Source organism: Lentzea sp. NPDC037011 (genome assembly GCF_055607425.1).
Window position 1 is genome coordinate 21693 of sequence record NZ_JBVJRT010000012.1, and the last position, 15116, is coordinate 36808.

Genomic DNA, 15116 nt, shown 5'->3' on the forward strand with positions numbered 1-15116 from the left:
GCGCAACGGTAAGACCGAATGCGGACAACCACTGTCCGGAGTGGTGGAAGATCGAAAACCGGGGCTAGACCGGCCGCTTCCGCTTCGGCAGCCGCGCGACGACGGCGTCGTAGGACCCGTCCACCAGCTCCAGCAGGTCGTCGTCGGGCACCGAACCCTTGAGCGCGATGGTGTTCCACCCGTAACGCCCGATGTACCCGCTCACCGTGATGTCCGCGGGAAAGCGCTCTCTCCACACCGCGGCGGCCTCCCCGTCGGCTCCGCACTTGAGCCCGACGGTGTGCACGTCCAGCCCGACGAAGGCGAAGGCCTTCCCTCCCACCTTGCAGACGAGCTCGGCCTCACCCCACGGGTACGTCTCCTCCGCGCCGGGTTTGGCGGCGCAGTAGGCGATCAGCTCGTCCATCGTCACAACGCGATTATCGCCCGCCGAAGCCCGCGACGAAACGAGTGAGCAGCTCCGCGAACGCCGCCCGCTCGTCCTCGCTCCACTCCGCCATCGCCGCCGCACAGGCCGTCTGCCGCGCCCGGTGCAGCTCGGCACTGGTGGCCCGCCCCCGCGGCGTGCGCACGAGCAGCACTCGCCGCCCGTCCGCCTTGTCGGCAACGCGTGCGACCAGACCGGCGTCCACGGCGCTGGTGACGAGTTTGCTGGCCCGCGGCTGATCGACGTGCAAAGCCGCCGCAACCCCGGAAACCGTGGCCTGCACCCCGCCCCGCTCGGCCGCTTCGATCACGTCGAGCACGTCGAAGGCCGGTACGGCCAGCTCGGCGAGCGCCCTGCGTGACTGGCTGCGCCGCATCGCGATCAGCGCCTGCTCCACCGCGGCGAGGTGGGTGTCGACGTCCACCGGGAGATCATGGCCGCATCACGCTCGAATGGGTGTTGTCAGCCGACATCTCACCCCAGAGGGCGATTTACGCGCCGCAGTTGCCGGCTTCACGGTGAGCGACCGGTCGTCCATTGTGGACTGGGCGGGTGCGGTGGGACCTGCGTTGTGCGCGGTGGAGGTGAGGGCGGGGCGGGAGCGGCGGGCGTTGCGGGACGACGGTGGCGCCGTTGTGGCGAATCGAGACGATGGGGTTGGCCTTGCGGGCGGTGGTATAGCGGCGGTTGCTGTCGTCGCGGAACAGCGATGTCCGCTGGACGCGCGAGCCGGCGCGAACCAATGCCGAGGCAGCCCGGAACCGAGGCAGCCTGGAACCGTGGCGATCAGCCGGGGAGACCAAGCGGCCGCGTGCCGAGGCAAGAAGCGGGGGCGCTTGCGTTGTGGGCGGCCCGCGCCGCGCGGGCTACGTCACACCGGCCGCGTGCCGAAGCGGGGAGCGGGGCACCTGCGTAGCGGACGGCACCCGCCACGGGGCTACTCCACGCCGGTCGCGTGCCAAGGCAAAAACAGGCGCGCTTGCGTTGTGGGCGGCCTCCGCTGCGGGGTTACTCCGCGCCAGCCGCGTGCCGAAGCGAGGAGCGGGCGCCTGCGTAGCAGACGGCACCCGCCACGGGGCTACTCCCCATGCTGGCCGCGTGTCGAAGCGAGGAGCGGGGGCGCTTGCGTTGTGGCGCCCCCGCCTCGGGGTTACTTCACGCCGGCTGCGTCCATGCCCCGCAGCTCCTTCTTCAGGTCCTGGACCTCGTCACGCAGGCGCGCGGCCAGCTCGAACTGCAGGTCGCGGGCCGCGTTCATCATCTGGTCGGTCAGCTGCTGCACGAGGTCAGCGAGCTCGGAGCGGGCCATGCCCGCGCGTTCGTGGGACTGCAGGACGCCGGCGGAGCGGCCGCCCTCGCCGGTGGCGCGCTTGCCGCGGGACTGGTTGCGGCCCGAGCCGCCGACCGGCACCTCGTCGTCGGCTTCGGAGTACACCGTCTCGAGGATGTCGGTGATCTTCTTGCGCAGCGGCTGCGGGTCGATGCCGCGTTCCTCGTTGTAGGCGATCTGCTTGACGCGGCGGCGGTTCGTCTCGTCGATCGCGTGCCGCATCGAGTCGGTGATCTTGTCCGCGTACATGTGGACCTCGCCGGACACGTTGCGGGCAGCGCGGCCGATCGTCTGCACCAGGGAGGTGCCCGAGCGCAGGAAGCCCTCCTTGTCCGCGTCGAGGATCGCGACCAGGGACACCTCGGGCAGGTCGAGGCCCTCGCGCAGCAGGTTGATGCCGATCAGCACGTCGTACTCGCCGAGGCGCAGCTGGCGCAGCAGCTCGACGCGGCGCAGGGTGTCGACCTCGGAGTGCAGGTAGCGGACCCGGATGCCGAGCTCCAGCAGGTAGTCCGTGAGGTCCTCGGCCATCTTCTTGGTCAGCGTGGTGACCAGGACGCGCTCGTCGCGCTCGGCCCGCTCGCGGATCGAGTGGACCAGGTCGTCGATCTGGCCCTCGGTCGGCTTCACGACGACCTCCGGGTCGACCAGGCCGGTCGGGCGGATGACCTGCTCGACGAACTCGCCGCCCGCCTGGCCCATCTCGTACGGGCCCGGGGTCGCCGACAGGTACACGACCTGGCCGATGCGGTCCGCGAACTCCTCCCACGTGAGCGGGCGGTTGTCGAGGGCGGACGGCAGGCGGAAGCCGTGCTCCACGAGGTTGCGCTTGCGGGAGGCGTCGCCCTCGTACATGCCGCCGATCTGTGGGACGGTCACGTGCGACTCGTCGATGACCATCAGGAAGTCGTCGGGGAAGTAGTCGAGCAGCGTGGCGGGGGCGGTGCCGGCGGCGCGGCCGTCGATGTGGCGGGAGTAGTTCTCGATGCCGTTGCAGAAGCCGACCTGGCGCATCATCTCGATGTCGTACTGGGTGCGCATGCGCAGGCGCTGGGCCTCCAGCAGCTTGCCCTGGCGCTCCATCTGCGCGAGCGTCGTCTCCAGCTCCGCCTCGATGTCCCGGATGGCGCGCTCCATGCGCTCGGGGCCCGCGACGTAGTGGGTGGCCGGGAAGATCCGCAGGTCCTCCACCTCGCGGACCACGTCACCGGTCAGCGGGTGCAGGTAGTAGAGCTTGTCGATCTCGTCGCCGAAGAACTCGACGCGCACCGCGAGCTCCTCGTAGGACGGGATGATCTCGACCGTGTCGCCGCGCACGCGGAAGGTGCCGCGGGTGAACGACATGTCGTTGCGCGTGTACTGCACGTCCACCAGGGCGCGCAGGAACTGGTCGCGATCGACCTCGGCCCCGGTGGCCAGCGGGATCGAGCGGTCGAGGTACGACTGCGGCGTGCCGAGGCCGTAGATGCACGAGACGGACGCGACCACGATGACGTCGCGCCGGGTCAGCAGCGACATGGTGGCGGAGTGCCGCAGCCGCTCGACGTCCTCGTTGATCGAGGAGTCCTTCTCGATGTACGTGTCCGTCTGCGGGATGTACGCCTCTGGCTGGTAGTAGTCGTAGTAGCTGACGAAGTACTCCACCGCGTTCTGCGGGAAGAGCTCCTTCAGCTCGTTCGCCAGCTGCGCCGCCAGCGTCTTGTTCGGCGCCATGACCAGCGTCGGCCGCTGCAACCGCTCGACCAGCCACGCCGTCGTCGCCGACTTGCCGGTACCGGTGGCGCCGAGCAGCACCACGTCCCGCTCGCCCGAGCGCACGCGCCGCTCCAGGTCGGCGATGGCCGCCGGCTGGTCGCCCGCCGGCTGGTACTCGCTGACCACGCGGAACTGCCCGCCGGTGCGGGTGATCTCGCCGACGGGACGGTGCTCGGAGTGCGCCTTGACGGTGCTCTCCTCTTGCGGGAGCTCGGTTGCGAATGCCACGGGAAGCACGTTACGCCGGGGGTCTGACAATTTCAGATTGTGCCTGGTCAGAGCCCTCTAATCGCACGGACAGCAGTTGCAGTCGCAGTCGCAGTTCGGGCCGCAGTCCGGCCCCGGGTCGCACCCGTCGCGCCGCTTGTCGCTCCACGGTCCCGGGAACGGGTCGCGGCAGCAGAACTGGCACGTGCCGCACATGTAGAGGAACGCCCCGCAGCCCTCGAAGCACCCGCGCGGCTGCCGCTGCCAGTTCAGCCTCGGGTACGCCCACAGCCCGCTGCCCGGATCCGACCAGCGCGGCTTGTCCGGCGGGTGCTGGTGGCGCTTCCGCTTGCCGAACACCCGGACGATCGACTCCTCCAGCTCGTGCACCAGCAGCTTGTGCACCAGCCGCCCGTCCACGAACTCGACCTCGGCCAGCGCGAGCCGGATGCCCGCCACCGCGTCCAGGCACAGCCGGTGCGCCTCCTGCACCGACGTCCCGGTGGCCAGCAACGGGTTCCACGAGCCCGAGGCGCGGTCCTCCTCCAGGTCCTCCGCCGCGTCGATCAGATGGGCGACCCGCCCGAACAGCCGCCCGACCTCGCGCAACGGCTCCGCGTTCGCCGGCCGCCCCGCGATGATCGCCGTCTGCGCCACCGCGAACCCGGTGGCGGTCTCCGTCGGCTCGGTCACGGCCAGCACCGAGCTGCCCAGCCCCGCCGCTGCCTCGACGAGCGTCTGCCGACGCACCGAGTCGATCATCACCGACGCGTCGAACCCGAGGTCAGCGGCCGTTCCGATGCCCTTGGCCGCCCACCGCTGGGCGACCGCGCGCCCGGCCCAGCCGACCCGGCCGGCCAGCCCGTCACCGTCGTCGACGTGGTCGTGGACCTTCAACGAGGCCAGCACCAGCGACACCGATGCCGCCAGCCGCGCGCCCGCACCCACGGCCACGTCCGCGGACTTCATGCCGCGCAACGCGCACGGCCCGGCGGACCGGCGCGACAGACCGGTCTGCGCCTCGACCGCGGCTGAGATCATCAACCCGTCGTAGTTGGTGACGAGACGTGACAGATGACCGTGCTCGTCGCGCAGCGAGAGGCACATCCCGCACAGGTGCGCGAGCCACGCGGACCGCAGCTCAGCGCCCAACCTGTTGCGGCAGGGGCGGATGATCCCGAACATGCGCGCGATCCTAAGTGGCCGCTGACGAATCTGATGGCAGTATCGCTGACGTGGCACACATCCATCCGCCGAAGATCGAGTACTTCGACCTGGACGCCAAGAGCAACACCGATCCCAAGGGGCAGCTGAGGAGCGTCGACGAGTACCGCCTCACCCCGGCCGGGCTCTACATGTTCCGCCCGCTCTCCGGGCACCCGAGGATCAGCCACTTCGAGAGCTGGTTCCTGCCCAAGCTGAACCTGCGGGTCACCCGCCAGTCCTGGCACCGCGGCCACGAGCAGGACTTCGACTTCTACGTCGACGTCGTGGAGATCTCGGCGATCGGCAGCGTGTGGCGCACGACCGACCTCTACCTCGACCTCCTCGTCCGGACGGGCCGCAGCACCACGGTCCTCGACACCGACGAGCTGCTGAGCGCGCTCCAGCACAACTTCATCACCGCGGAACGCGCGCAATGGGCATTGGAAACCACCTATGCGGCGCTGTCCGGAATTTCAGCACACGGTCACGACGTGGTTCGGTGGCTCACCTATTCGGGTTGTCCTACGACCTGGCGTTGATACACAGAGTGTGGTCGTCATCTGACCGTGACGTAACAAATCGATCCGCCGTGTAACTGCGAGCACATATTTGACTACCCTCGGCGTCGTGGGAGCGGTCACTACACCTCAGCTGGTCGACACCGTCGACACCATTTCGGGCGTCCGGAGCTATTCATCCGGGGGCATGCGGCACCTCAGCTCGTGCCACGTGGAGCGCTGGGGTCTGCGGATCGAGCACCCCACACCGGAGGACCCGTTCTCCGACTCCGAGGTGACGTGGCTGCTGCCCGACGTCGGCGTGCGGCTCACCACGTTCCACCCGCGGTCGCGGCACGCGCGCAGCGGCCCGAGCGTGCTGACGGCCGTGCGCGTCGAGCGCGACCACCGCCACTGGCAGACCACGGACCTGCTGCTGGGCCTGGCCGTTCCCGGCGGCACCACGGCCCGCATCGTGCGCAGCGAGGAGTTCGCCGCCGCCGTCGCGGGCCGCGTGCTGCAGCCGGGCGACGCCGACCAGGCGCTGCGCACGGTCCACCGCACCCTCGAAGAGCTCAGCAACGTCAACCACAACCTCACCTCGTGGCTGACGTGGCACGGCATCTACGACGCCTGGCCGCCCCTGTAGGCCTTGATCCGCTCCACCGCGGCGACCATGAACGGCTCCTTCGCGTCACCGTAGGCGAACCCGCTGTCGTGGCCCGCAAACCGTTGTGACAGTTCGAGTTTCACGTTCTCGTACTCCTCGCGGGCCCGCGCGTCGTGCCGCAGCCAGTCGCGGAAGTCGACCGCCCACCGCCAGTTGGCCGCGCCCTCGACCCGCAGGTGCAGGTTCACCCGCCGCCCCGGATCCGCACCCGCGTGCAGCCGCTTGTCCCAGCCGCCGTCCTCACCGCGTGGCGTGTCCTCGTACGGCCCCACGTACGGGAAACCGGCCTGCGCCAGCACTTCCCGCAACCCGTCGGCGGTCTCCATGTCCTCGACGGCGAGCTGGAAGTCCAGCACGTCCTTCGCCGCGAGCCCGGGAACGCTCGTCGACCCGATGTGCTCGACGTGCCGCCCGCCCGCGGCCAGGGCGATCCGCCGCGCGACCCGCGCGGCCTGCGCCGGCCACGTCTCGTCGTAGGGCACCACGACCGGCTGCCCCGACGCGTACGTCCGCGTCCGCACGTTCTCCTCGAACCGGACGAGCCGGTCCCACAGCCCCGTCACGTCCGGGACCTCGCCGGAGTTGTCGAGCCACACGTCCGCGGCCGCCCGGCGCTGCTCCTCGGTGGCCTGCGCGGCGATCCGGTTCCGCGCGTCGTCCTCGGCCATCCCGCGGCTGGTGACGAGGCGGTGCAGCCGGGTCTGCGCGTCCGCGTGCACGACGATGACCAGGTGGTAGGCGGCAGCCAGGTCGCGCTCCACGAGCAACGGGATGTCGTGCACCACGATGCCGTCCGCCGCCGCCATCCGCTCCGCGGTGAGCTGCCCGATGCGGGGGTGCGTGATGCCGTTGAGCGTCTGCCGCGCCTCCTCGGTCGCGAACGCCTTGGCCGCCAGCGCGGCCCGGTTCAGCGTGCCGTCGGCGTTGAGCACGTCGTCACCGAACGCCTGCACGACCTCCGCGAGGCCGTCGGTGCCCGGTTCCAGCACCTCGCGCGCCAGCTTGTCGGCGTCGATGATCGTCGCGCCGCGTTCTTCGAGCAGCCGCGCGACCGTCGACTTGCCCGACCCGATCCCGCCGGTCAATCCCACCCTGAGCATGCCGGTCAGGTTAGCCGGGCCGCGGGGGCGAGCAGGACCGCGACGCTAGACCGGCGGTGTCATCGCCTGCTGCGCCAGCGGCGGCAGGATCTTCGTGAGGTTCTGCGGCGGCACGAAGCCGTTGCGCGAGCGCACCACGAACGTCGACTTGCCCAGCGACCCGATGAGCAGCTGCTCGTCCTTGCCCTCGATGAGCGTGCCCTTCTGCTTGCCGACGTCGACCTCGGTGATCTTCGCCCCGTCCTGCCGCTCCGCCTCGACGCTCTCCGCGACGCGGGTGCGGGCGGTGAGCTCGTCGGTGTAGGTCGACAGGCCGATGATGATCTTCGCGGCCGGCAGCCCCTGCTTGGGCGGGATGCCGTAGTAGCAGTCGATCTTGCCGGTGCGGCCGATGCCCGGCTCCTTGACGCCGATGATGATCTGCGGCTCCCCCGGCAGCTCCTGGCCGAGGATCGCGTTCATCGTGTCCACGTCGACCACGAGGTCGCAGTCGTCGGGCAGCGCGGGCCGGTCGACCATCGCCAGTGCCTTCGACTGCGTGGTCGGCGGGGTGATCTTCGGGATCTGCGGCGGCGGCGCCGAGGACTGCGGGGCCGCGGACGAGCAGGCGGCGGTGAGCGCCGCCGCGCCGAGTGCCATGAAGAAACGTATCCCACGCATAGGTTTCTCAACCTACACAACGGACTCAGCCCTTCACCACAGAGTGAACGAGTGGCGCCCCGTCCGTCTTTGTGGCATCTGCGAGTACTACCAACTCGCCCTCGCCCCGCCTCCAACTGCACCCAACCGGTCCGTCCCCCTGAGGCCACGTCGCACAGCAGAACCGGCAACGGAACGCCGCCGTCGTTCAACGCGAGCCGCCCGGCGGTCTCCAGCATCGACTCGGCACGACCATCCGCTTCCGCCAGCCACAGCTTCGCAACGCCATCGCCACGACCGCCTGGGCGCGATGCCAACGATTCCGCGATCTCCTCCCTGGTCACGAGCTCACGGCGGATCGCGTCGTCCGCCGCCCACACAGCGTCCAAACCGTCGTGCTCGATGACCTCGTCGATCCACTCGTCCATGGACCTCAGCCTGTACAGGTGAGCCGTGTAGCGGAGGCGCCCGCGCCCATCTGTGGACAAGTCGAGCAGTTGGTTGCAGTCAGATGCCTGTTGATCTTGAGTTGGCAGTACTTGCAGATGCGGGCGGCAACAACGGCGAAGGCCCCCGCACCGTGAGGTGCGGGGGCCTTCGTCAGTCAGCTACCCGAAGGTGCCGGGGTGGCTCACATGCCGCCCGACAGCTTCTCGCGGAGCGCCGCGAGCTGCTCGTCGGAGGCCAGCGTGCCGCCGGACTGGGCCGGCGCGCCGACGGAGGTGGACGGGGCGTCGCCACCGGAGGTGTAGTTGCCCGCACCCTCGGCCGAAGCCTCTTCCTCGGCCTCGGCGGCCTTGCGGATCTGCTTCATGTGGGCCTCGTAACGAGTGTGCGCCTCGGCGTACTGGCGCTCCCACTCCTCACGCTGCTTGTCGAAGCCGTCCTGCCACTCCTGGGTCTCCGGGTCGAAGCCCTCGGGGTAGATGTAGTTGCCCTGGTCGTCGTACTCGGCGGCCATGCCGTACTGGGTCGGGTCGAACTCGGTGTCGACCGTGAAGCCCTCGTTGGCCTGCTTGAGCGACAGCGAGATGCGGCGGCGGTCCAGGTCGATGTCGATGACCTTGACCATGACGTCGTCGCCGACCTGCACGACCTGCTCCGGGATCTCGACGTGGCGCTCGGCCAGCTCGGAGATGTGGACCAGGCCCTCGATGCCCTCGTCCACGCGGACGAACGCACCGAACGGAACCAGCTTCGTGACCTTGCCCGGCACGATCTGGCCGATCGCGTGGGTGCGGGCGAACTGGCGCCACGGGTCTTCCTGGGTCGCCTTCAGCGACAGGGAGACGCGCTCGCGCTCCATGTCGACGTCGAGGACCTCGACCGTGACCTCCTGGCCGACCTCGACGACCTCGGACGGGTGGTCGATGTGCTTCCAGGACAGCTCCGAGACGTGGACGAGACCGTCGACGCCACCCAGGTCCACGAAGGCACCGAAGTTGACGATCGAGGACACGACGCCCTTGCGGACCTGGCCCTTCTGCAGCTGGTTGAGGAACTCGCTGCGGACCTCGGACTGGGTCTGCTCCAGCCACGCGCGGCGGGACAGGACCACGTTGTTGCGGTTCTTGTCCAGCTCGATGATCTTCGCTTCGAGCTCGCGGCCGACGTACGGCTGCAGGTCGCGGACGCGACGCATCTCGACGAGGGAGGCGGGGAGGAAGCCGCGGAGACCGATGTCGAGGATGAGACCACCCTTGACGACCTCGATGACGGTGCCCTTGACGGGCTCGTCCTTCTCCTTGAGGGCCTCGATGGTGCCCCACGCGCGCTCGTACTGGGCGCGCTTCTTGGAGAGGATCAGACGGCCTTCCTTGTCCTCCTTCTGGAGAACAAGCGCCTCGACCTCGTCACCGACCTTGACGACCTCGTTGGGGTCGACGTCGTGCTTGATCGACAGTTCGCGCGAGGGGATGACACCCTCGGTCTTGTAGCCGATGTCGAGCAGGACCTCGTCCCGGTCGACCTTGACGATCGTGCCTTCAACGATGTCGCCATCGTTGAAGTACTTGATCGTCGCGTCGATAGCTGCGAGGAAGTCCTCCTCCGTCCCGATGTCGTTGATCGCGACCTGCTTGGGCGCAGCGGCAACGGGGGCGGTGGTGGTGTCGGTGGACATTAGGTAGGTGGCTCCGGTACGGATTGGCATTAATGAGTGGTAGTGGTGCGCGCGCAGCATCGCAGCGACCTGGAATCCCCGACCGTCTGGATCATGGGCAGCACTAACCCACTACGCACGCGATATCGTACGCGGCTGCCAGACGCGCAAGCAAACCAGCCCCCACGTGAAGGAGCAGTGTGTCCAACCAGCACACGAGCGCGGAGCACGCGCTCGGCACGGCCGGCATCGTCAAGCGCGGGGCGGACGCCGCCGAGTCGCGCGTGGCGAACCGCATCTGGTGGGACGCCGACGCGGACTCCTACCACGACGCGCACGGCGACTTCCTGGGCGCGGCCGACTTCGTCTGGTGCCCGGAGGGCCTGCGCGAGGAGGACGCCGGTTTCCTGGGTGAAGTCGCAGGTCAACGCATCCTGGAGGTCGGCAGCGGCAGTGCACCGTGCGCTCGTTGGCTGAAGGTGCGGGGTGCCGACGTGACCGCGCTCGACATCTCCGAGGGCATGCTCCGCCACGCGCGTGAGCACAACGCCGAGACCGGTGTCGACGTGCCGCTGGTGCAGGCCAGCGCGGACCAGCTGCCGTTCCGGTCCGGCACCTTCGACGCGGCCTGCTCGGCGTTCGGCGCGGTGCCGTTCGTGGCCGACGTCGAGCAGGTCTTCAGCGAGGTCGCCCGCGTCCTCAAGCCCGGCGCGAGGTGGGTGTTCGCGGTGAACCACCCGATGAGGTGGATCTTCCCCGACGACCCCGGCCCGATGGGACTCACCGTCACCCAGTCGTACTTCGACCGCACCCCGTACGTGGAGGTGGACGCCGAGGGCCGGGCCACCTACGTCGAGCACCACCGCACGCTCGGCGACTACGTCCGCGCGCTCACGGCGACCGGCTTCGCGCTGGAGGACCTGGTCGAACCGGAGTGGCCGAAGGGGCACACCCGCAACTGGGGGCAGTGGAGCCCGCTGCGGGGCAGGCTCTTCCCCGGCACCGCGATCTTCCGGACCCGGCTCACGTCGTAGTCTCCGGTCCATGAGCTCGGCACGCGGACTCGTGGCGGCCCAGTCAGCCCGCTTCGCCGCACTGGACCCGCTGCTGCCCCCTGCCGCCGAGCTCCCCCGCGACGGCCACGTCCTCACCGCCGCGCTGCCCGACGGCACCCGCGTGGCCGGCGTGGTCTGCCACGACTCGTTCGAGCCGCACTCCACGACCCGGCTGTGGTCGGCGGCCGAGGTCTGGGAGCTGGTGCCGCTCGTCGGCACCGCGCAGGGGATGGACGCGCTGCTCACCCGGTTCCGCCGGTACCTCGACGAGGTCGACATCGGCGAGGACACGGCGTGCGTGGTGCACTGGCCGAGCCGGGACACGGTCGCGGCGCGCGCGTTCCTCGACCACGGCATGGTGCCGCTGTCCGTCCTCGGCGTCCGGCTGCGCACCCCGCACCCGCACTTCCCGCGCACGGTCGCGATCCGCCGCGCCACCCCGGGCGACCTCGACGGCGTCGTGGAGCTGTCGCTCGCGGAGCTGCGGTACTCGTCGCTGGTGGGCTCCACGATCGTGCGACCGGAGGCACCGGCCCTCAAGCGCCGCGCACTCGCCGAACGCCTGAACAACGCGAGCCCGATCTGGCTCGCCGAACGCGACGGCGTCGCGGTGGCGCTCGCCGAGTGCGCGGTCGTGGCGTCCGAACCGGGCACGGCCGCGGCCCAGCGCCTGCCCCGCGGCCGCTGGGGCTACGTGAACTGCGTCTCGGTGCTGCCCGGCGCCCGCGGAACGGGCATCGGCCAGCAGCTCGTCGCCCACGTCCACCAGGAGCTGCACCGCCTGGGCACGGTCGGCACCTACCTCTACTACAACCCGCCGAACCCGCTGAGCAGCGTCTTCTGGCCGCGTCAGGGCTACCGGCCGCTGTGGACCGTCTGGGAAGTACGCCCCGCGTCCGCCCTCAGGTGACCTATGTCCGAGTTGCCACGCGCACCGGTCTGCGCGAGAATTTGTACTGACCGGTCAGTTTAAACGGAAGGTAAAGCCGTGGAGATCCACGCCCAGCGCGCCGGCGTCACCGGGGCCCATGGTCCCCTGCTCCGGCCGACCTCGCTGACCGTGCGGCCGGGCGAGCTGACCCTCGTCGCCGGCGACCCCGGCACCGGCCACACGGCGCTGGGCCTGCTGCTGTCCGGTCGCATGAAGCCCTCCACCGGCACGGTGTCGCCCGAGCTGAAGACGCTGCGCAAGCACGTCGTCCTGGTCGACGCCCCCGAGGTGAACGAGCCGGAGGAGGCGCTGACGCTGGCCGCCGTCGTCGGCGAGGAGCTCGCGATGAACGGCATGGCCTCCGGGAAGAAGGCGGTGCACGACTGGCTCGTCGAGCACGCGGCCGACGAGCACGCGGCCAGCCGCTTCGAGCACGTGCCGCCGCGGACGCGCTGCGCGGTGCTGCTCGACCTGGCCGCCGCCCGCCCCGGCGTGACGGCGCTGGTCCTCGACTGCCCCGACCGCTACCACCCCGACCCGCGCGAGTGGTTCGCACTGGCCCACGACCACGTGACCCCCGAGCGGTCCGTCGTCGTCCTGTGCTCGAACTCCTCCGCCCAGATCCTCGACCTCCCGCACGCGCGCCTTGGTGAGGACAACGACACCAAGATGGAGACCTCCGCATGAGCGCCCTTCGCATGGCCTTCAACGAGCTGCGCCGGATCACCTCCGGCACGCTCCCCCGGCTCGCCGTCCTCGCACTGGCACTGGTGCCGCTGCTGTACGCGTCGCTCTACCTGTACGCCAACAAGGACCCGTACTCGAACCTGAACAACGTCCCGGCCGCGCTCGTCGTGCAGGACCGCGGGACGAAGGACCTCAACGCCGGCAAGGACGTCGCCGACGAGCTGCTCAACGGCGGGAAGTTCAAGTGGCAGGTCGTCGGCAGCGGCGAGGAGGCCGACGAGGGCGTGCGCAAGGGCAAGTACATCTTCGCGCTCACGCTGCCTGAGGACTTCTCCGAGGCGCTCACCTCGCCCGCGGACATGAAGCCGCGCCAGGGCGTGCTGACGCTCACGACCAACGACGCCAACAACTACCTCGGCAGCACGATCGCGAACCAGGTCGTCACCGAGGTGCGCCGCGCCGTCACCGAGAAGGTCTCCACCGAGGCCGCCGACCGGCTGCTGCTGGGCTTCTCCACGATCCGCCAGGAGACCACGAAGGCGGCGGACGGCGCGGCGAAGCTCGCCGACGGCAGCGCCACCCTGCGCGACAAGCTCACCGAGCTCGACGGCGGTGTGCAGCAGCTGTCCACCGGCTCGGTGACCGCCGCGACTGGCGCCGTCCAGCTGCGCGACGGCCTGCACGAGCTCCGGTCGCAGACCCAGGCCCTGCCCGCGGGCGCGCAGAAGATCGCCGACGGCGCGCGCCAGGTCGCGGACGGCAACGAGACCGCCGCGACCGAGGCCGAGGCGTACGCGCGGCTGGCCCAGTCCCTCGTCGGCGCGCTCGACCAGGCCAACGGCGACGTCGCGACCCGGTTGCGCGCACTCGGGTTCACCGAGGAGCAGGTGCAGCGGGTCATGACCGCCCTCACCCAGGCCCGCCAGCCCCTCGACAACGCCAACGGCAAGGTCCAGGGCGCCGCGGGCAACCTGCGCAAGCTCGCGACCGGCGCGGACCAGGTCGCCGACGGCGCCGCCCAGCTCTCGTCGAAGATGCCGGGGCTCGTCAGCGGTGTCGGCCGGCTCGACGACGGCGCCACCAAGCTCGCCGACGGCAACGCCCAGCTCCGCGACGGCCTGCAGAAGGCGGCCACCGGCACCCCGCAGCTCAGGGACGGCGCCGCGCAGCTCGCGGACGGTTCCGCCCAGCTGCGCGACGGCCTGACCGGCGGCGTGGGCAAGATCCCCGACACCGACGACCCCACGCGCGAGGCGATCGCGAAGGCCATCGGCGACCCGGTGGCGGTGAAGGGCCTGTCCCAGACGAAGGCGGCCACCTACGGCGCCGGTCTGGCCCCGTTCTTCCTCGGCCTTGCGACGTGGATCGGCGCGTTCGTGCTCTTCCTGCTGCTGCGCCCGCTGTCACGCCGTGCGCTGGCCGCCGGCCAGTCGGCGTTGCGGGTCGCGTTGGGCGGATGGTTGCCCGGTGCGTTGCTCGGTGTCGTGCAGGTGCTCGTGATGTTCTCGGTCGTGCGGTTCGTGGTCGACATCGAGCCGTCGAACCCCTTCGGCACGTTCGCGTTCCTCGTGCTGATGTCACTCACGTTCGTCGCGATCCTGCACGCCCTCAACGCCGCGTTCGGCGCCGTGGGCAAGTTCCTCGGCCTGATCCTGCTGATCCTGCAGCTGGTCAGCGCGGGCGGCACGTTCCCGTGGCAGACGATCCCGGTGCCGCTCTACCCGCTGCACTACGGCCTGCCGATGGGTTACGCGGTCGACGGCCTGCGGCACCTGATGTACGGCGGTGACCTGGGCAGCGTCGGACAGGACGCGCTGATCCTTCTCGCCTGGCTGGTCGGGGCCCTAGCCTTGTCGTCCGTGGCGGCCTACAAGCAGCGGGTGTGGACACCCTCGAAGCTGAAGCCGGAGCTCGTGCTGTGAGCGCGCGGACGACGGCGACGAAGCAGAAGCTCTTCGACGCGGCGTTGAAGCTGGTCGGCGAACGGGGTGCGGCCTCGGTGACGGTCGACGAGATCGCCGCCGAGGCGGGTGTCGCCAAGGGCACGATCTACTACAACTTCGCCTCGAAGGACGCACTGGTCGAGGCGCTGCTGCACCACGGGGTGGAGATCCTCGCCGGCCGGCTGCGGTCGGCGGAGGCGGCCGGGTCGTCCGAGGACTCCCTGGAGGCGCTGGTCGACCAGATGCTCGGCTTCTGGGCCGAGTACCCGGCGTTCGGCCAGCTGCTGGTGTCGGAGCTGTGGCGGACGCCGGGCCAGTGGCACGGGACGTTGTCGTTGCTGCGCGACGACATCGTGTCGATCGTGCGCGGTCAGATGAAGCGCCTGGCCGACGCGGGCCGTCTGCCGGAGGGCGTGGAGGTCGGCACCGCGTCGGCGGCGTTGTTCGGCACGCTGCTCGTGATCGCCCTGGACTGGCAGGTGTTCCAGCCGGAGCGGTCGCGGGCGGAGGTGCGGGAGTCGGTCATGCTCCTGGTGCGGGGGCTGGGACAGGCCCGCCGTCCCTGACC

The 15116-nt window shown here is 70.2% G+C and carries 14 protein-coding genes; 7 read left to right on the forward strand and 7 right to left on the reverse strand.

The annotated features are described in order from the left end of the window. Positions 1 to 64 precede the first annotated feature (64 nt). From ACZ7CH_RS32065 to ACZ7CH_RS32080, 4 genes are all read right to left on the reverse strand, one after another. Entirely contained in the window at positions 65 to 406 is a 342-nt protein-coding gene (locus ACZ7CH_RS32065; protein WP_360397707.1) for an MmcQ/YjbR family DNA-binding protein, read from the reverse strand. Positions 407 to 419: 13 nt separating this feature from the next. Continuing rightward, positions 420 to 851 carry a MarR family winged helix-turn-helix transcriptional regulator gene (locus ACZ7CH_RS32070; protein WP_458430836.1) on the reverse strand — a complete coding sequence of 144 codons (432 nt, stop codon included), beginning with the start codon at positions 849 to 851 and terminating at the stop codon, positions 420 to 422. Positions 852 to 1577: 726 nt separating this feature from the next. Beyond that, complete coding sequence (gene uvrB, locus ACZ7CH_RS32075) at positions 1578 to 3740, reverse strand: excinuclease ABC subunit UvrB (protein ID WP_470375661.1); 2163 nt, start codon at positions 3738 to 3740, stop codon at positions 1578 to 1580. Between the two features lie 57 nt (positions 3741 to 3797). Then, a complete protein-coding gene (locus ACZ7CH_RS32080) occupies positions 3798 to 4904 on the reverse strand; it encodes a DUF5685 family protein (protein WP_470375662.1) in 1107 nt (368 codons plus the stop codon). Between the two features lie 50 nt (positions 4905 to 4954). On the opposite strand from ACZ7CH_RS32080, the gene ACZ7CH_RS32085 reads away from it, so the two are divergent. Together ACZ7CH_RS32085 and ACZ7CH_RS32090 are read left to right on the forward strand one after the other, a co-directional pair. Next, entirely contained in the window at positions 4955 to 5464 is a 510-nt protein-coding gene (locus ACZ7CH_RS32085) for a ribonuclease FAU-1 family protein (RefSeq protein ID WP_360397699.1), read from the forward strand. An 88-nt stretch (positions 5465 to 5552) separates the two neighbouring features. Continuing rightward, positions 5553 to 6071: a ribonuclease FAU-1 family protein gene (locus tag ACZ7CH_RS32090; RefSeq protein ID WP_470375663.1), complete on the forward strand. Its 519-nt coding sequence runs from the start codon at positions 5553 to 5555 to the stop codon at positions 6069 to 6071. On the opposite strand, the gene coaE is transcribed toward ACZ7CH_RS32090, so the two are convergent. From coaE to rpsA, 3 genes are all read right to left on the reverse strand, one after another. Then, positions 6047 to 7192, reverse strand: coding sequence for a dephospho-CoA kinase (gene coaE, locus ACZ7CH_RS32095; RefSeq protein WP_470375664.1), 1146 nt, complete (start codon positions 7190 to 7192; stop codon positions 6047 to 6049). The genes ACZ7CH_RS32090 and coaE overlap by 25 nt on opposite strands. A 45-nt stretch (positions 7193 to 7237) precedes the next feature. Then, positions 7238 to 7831, reverse strand: a complete 594-nt coding sequence (locus tag ACZ7CH_RS32100) for a hypothetical protein (RefSeq protein WP_470375665.1) — start codon at positions 7829 to 7831, stop codon at positions 7238 to 7240. A gap of 631 nt (positions 7832 to 8462) precedes the next feature. Continuing rightward, on the reverse strand, positions 8463 to 9953 hold the full coding sequence (gene rpsA / locus ACZ7CH_RS32105) for a 30S ribosomal protein S1 (protein ID WP_360397691.1): 1491 nt from the start codon (positions 9951 to 9953) through the stop codon (positions 8463 to 8465). A 179-nt stretch (positions 9954 to 10132) separates the two neighbouring features. Between rpsA and ACZ7CH_RS32110 the strand changes: the two genes are divergently transcribed. The 5 genes from ACZ7CH_RS32110 (at position 10133) to ACZ7CH_RS32130 (ending at position 15114) form a co-directional block, all read left to right on the forward strand. Next, a complete protein-coding gene (locus tag ACZ7CH_RS32110) occupies positions 10133 to 10966 on the forward strand; it encodes a class I SAM-dependent methyltransferase (RefSeq protein ID WP_360397689.1) in 834 nt (277 codons plus the stop codon). 10 nt (positions 10967 to 10976) lie between these two features. Beyond that, a complete protein-coding gene (locus tag ACZ7CH_RS32115; protein WP_360397687.1) occupies positions 10977 to 11897 on the forward strand; it encodes a GNAT family N-acetyltransferase in 921 nt (306 codons plus the stop codon). Positions 11898 to 11975: 78 nt separating this feature from the next. Beyond that, positions 11976 to 12605 (forward strand): ATP-binding cassette domain-containing protein, encoded by a 630-nt coding sequence (locus ACZ7CH_RS32120; RefSeq protein WP_360397685.1) that lies wholly within the window; start codon positions 11976 to 11978, stop codon positions 12603 to 12605. Then, positions 12602 to 14527 (forward strand): YhgE/Pip family protein, encoded by a 1926-nt coding sequence (locus ACZ7CH_RS32125; protein WP_470375666.1) that lies wholly within the window; start codon positions 12602 to 12604, stop codon positions 14525 to 14527. Before ACZ7CH_RS32120 ends, ACZ7CH_RS32125 begins: the two co-directional genes overlap by 4 nt. Further along, complete coding sequence (locus ACZ7CH_RS32130; protein ID WP_458430829.1) at positions 14524 to 15114, forward strand: TetR/AcrR family transcriptional regulator; 591 nt, start codon at positions 14524 to 14526, stop codon at positions 15112 to 15114. The genes ACZ7CH_RS32125 and ACZ7CH_RS32130 overlap by 4 nt, the downstream gene beginning before the upstream one ends. Positions 15115 to 15116 lie beyond the last annotated feature (2 nt).

Bases quoted from the DNA above. Each gene is read 5' to 3' on its own strand.
- ACZ7CH_RS32065 (WP_360397707.1), bottom strand. From the start codon at position 406: ATGGACGAGCTGATCGCCTACTGCGCCGCCAAACCCGGCGCGGAGGAG.
- ACZ7CH_RS32080 (WP_470375662.1), bottom strand. From the start codon at position 4,904: ATGTTCGGGATCATCCGCCCCTGCCGCAACAGGTTGGGCGCTGAGCTG.
- coaE (WP_470375664.1), bottom strand. From the start codon at position 7,192: ATGCTCAGGGTGGGATTGACCGGCGGGATCGGGTCGGGCAAGTCGACG.
- ACZ7CH_RS32100 (WP_470375665.1), bottom strand. From the start codon at position 7,831: ATGGCACTCGGCGCGGCGGCGCTCACCGCCGCCTGCTCGTCCGCGGCC.
- rpsA (WP_360397691.1), bottom strand. From the start codon at position 9,953: ATGTCCACCGACACCACCACCGCCCCCGTTGCCGCTGCGCCCAAGCAG.
- ACZ7CH_RS32115 (WP_360397687.1), top strand. From the start codon at position 10,977: ATGAGCTCGGCACGCGGACTCGTGGCGGCCCAGTCAGCCCGCTTCGCC.
- ACZ7CH_RS32125 (WP_470375666.1), top strand. From the start codon at position 12,602: ATGAGCGCCCTTCGCATGGCCTTCAACGAGCTGCGCCGGATCACCTCC.